The sequence below is a fragment of the Acidomonas methanolica genome, from assembly GCF_004346035.1.
GTDB classification, from domain to species: Bacteria; Pseudomonadota; Alphaproteobacteria; order Acetobacterales; family Acetobacteraceae; genus Acidomonas; species Acidomonas methanolica.
In genome coordinates, this window is sequence record NZ_SLZN01000088.1 from 1 (window position 1) to 1759 (window position 1759).

Consider the following 1759-nt stretch of genomic DNA (forward strand, 5'->3'; position numbering starts at 1 on the left):
GGATTGTGGAACGTACCATCGCCTGGTTGAACCGCTGCCGGCGCCTGAGCAAGGATTGGGAATGCCTCAATAAGAACGCACTCGCTTTCCTCCGACGGGCATCAGTCCGGATGATGCTAAGAAGGCTTTGTAATCATAAAGTATGATCTTGGACGGACTCTCAGGCTTGTTGAGCCAGATCGGGACGATCGCCTCGCGAACATGATGGCCGTCAAGATCAGCGATCGAGACGTCACCGATTAGCGGGAACGCGTAGGTTTCAAGGGTCGTCAGCCATTGAGTCCGGTGCTTCTTGTTCTTCCAGGTCGCCTTGTTCTGCGCGTAGACCTCAAGGGCGGCTTCACGGAAAGACGGGATGCCCGCCTCCTTGCGGCGTTCGGCCACGGGATCAAGGCCAACTTCGACCTGCATCCGCGCCTTGACGGCCCGTTCGCGCGCCAATGCCAAGGATACCTTCTTGGCGCTGCCTAGGCCGATGTCACGCCGCTTGCCGTTTTTCTGGACCCGGCAAACCCAGGATTTGCCACCCCGTGGGCTGATGACGAGATAGAGCCCGTCGCCATCGCCATAGCGACCCGGCTCCCTGATGGCCTTCACGGTTGTTGCGGAAAGACGTCCCATTTTTATCCCACACTTCTTACCACGCGAGGTGTGGGATAGGATGCAATTCCGTGCATCGGCATGCAACACGAAATGGCGTGAATTCCGCAGAATACCGCCATTTTTGGTAGGCTATGATATTGAATAAAAAGGGGAATTGGCGGGCCGAGAACAATGAAGATGGGCACTACGTCTACGCCATAGCCACCTAAGACCCTTCTAGGGCTGAGACTCGATCAGAGCCAGAATGCGACGGCGGTGGCGAGCGCTAGAGTAGAGAGGAAGTTGGCTGCGAGCTTGTCATAGCGGGTGTGGACGCGCCGAAAATCCTTGAGACGGCAGAAGGCGTTCTCGATCAGGTGGCGGCTTCGATAACGCTGTTCGTCATATCGGATGGCGCGCTTGCGGTTACGGCGGCCCGGGATGACGGGTGTCGCGCCCGCCTCGCGAGCCAGGTGGCGTAACAGGTCCGCGTCATAGCCTTTGTCGCCGAGCAGGTATCGCATCGGTCCGGCCCGTTCGAGAAGGGCGGGAGCGGCTTTCACGTCGCTGACATTGCCGGGGGTCAGCATCAGGGCATAGGGACGGCCGATGACATCGGTGAGCGCGTGGACCTTGGTTGTCCAGCCGCCGCGCGAGCGGCCGATCGCCTGGGCTGCACGCCCCCCTTTGCTCCGAACGCTGCGCGTTGCGCCTTGATGTAGGTGCTATCAATGGCGGTGCTCTTGGTGACCGCCCCTGCCTCGACCAGCGCGTCGAGCAGCTTGAGCCAGAACCCCCGGCGCGACCAGCGATTGAACCGATTATAGATCGTCGTCGACGGCCCGTAGTCGGCCGGGCAATCGCACCAGCGGCAGCCGACCTTGAGAACATGCAGGATGCCGGAGATCACACGCCGGTCATCGACGCGCCGGGCGCCAGGCTGGTTTTTCGGCAGATGCGGTTCGATCGCCGCCCACGCCGCATCCGACAACCAGAACAACGCCATACGCCAACTCCCATGATCCACGCCCCACGTGAATCAGGAAAACCGTATCCGATCAACCCGCTGATTGGGTTTCAGCCCTAGCACTACTTTGGCATAAAACATTGGGAAGGGATTCCCTTGACGCCCGATCGCTGATTCATAGGAGACCGGCTATGATGAGGGCTGGCGATG

Annotated in this window: 3 pseudogenes; 1 reads left to right on the plus strand and 2 read right to left on the minus strand. The window is 59.9% G+C overall.

Annotation, left to right across the window (positions count from 1 at the left end):
• A pseudogene (locus tag EDC31_RS17525) lies at positions 1–146 on the plus strand (IS5/IS1182 family transposase); the annotation flags it as partial.
• A gap of 16 nt (positions 147–162) precedes the next feature.
• Here the strand turns inward: EDC31_RS17525 and EDC31_RS18580 are convergent.
• Positions 163–621, minus strand: a pseudogene (locus EDC31_RS18580) (tyrosine-type recombinase/integrase); the annotation flags it as partial.
• Positions 622–836: 215 nt separating this feature from the next.
• Positions 837–1588, minus strand: a pseudogene (locus EDC31_RS17535) (IS5 family transposase).
• Positions 1589–1759: the final 171 nt, after the last annotated feature.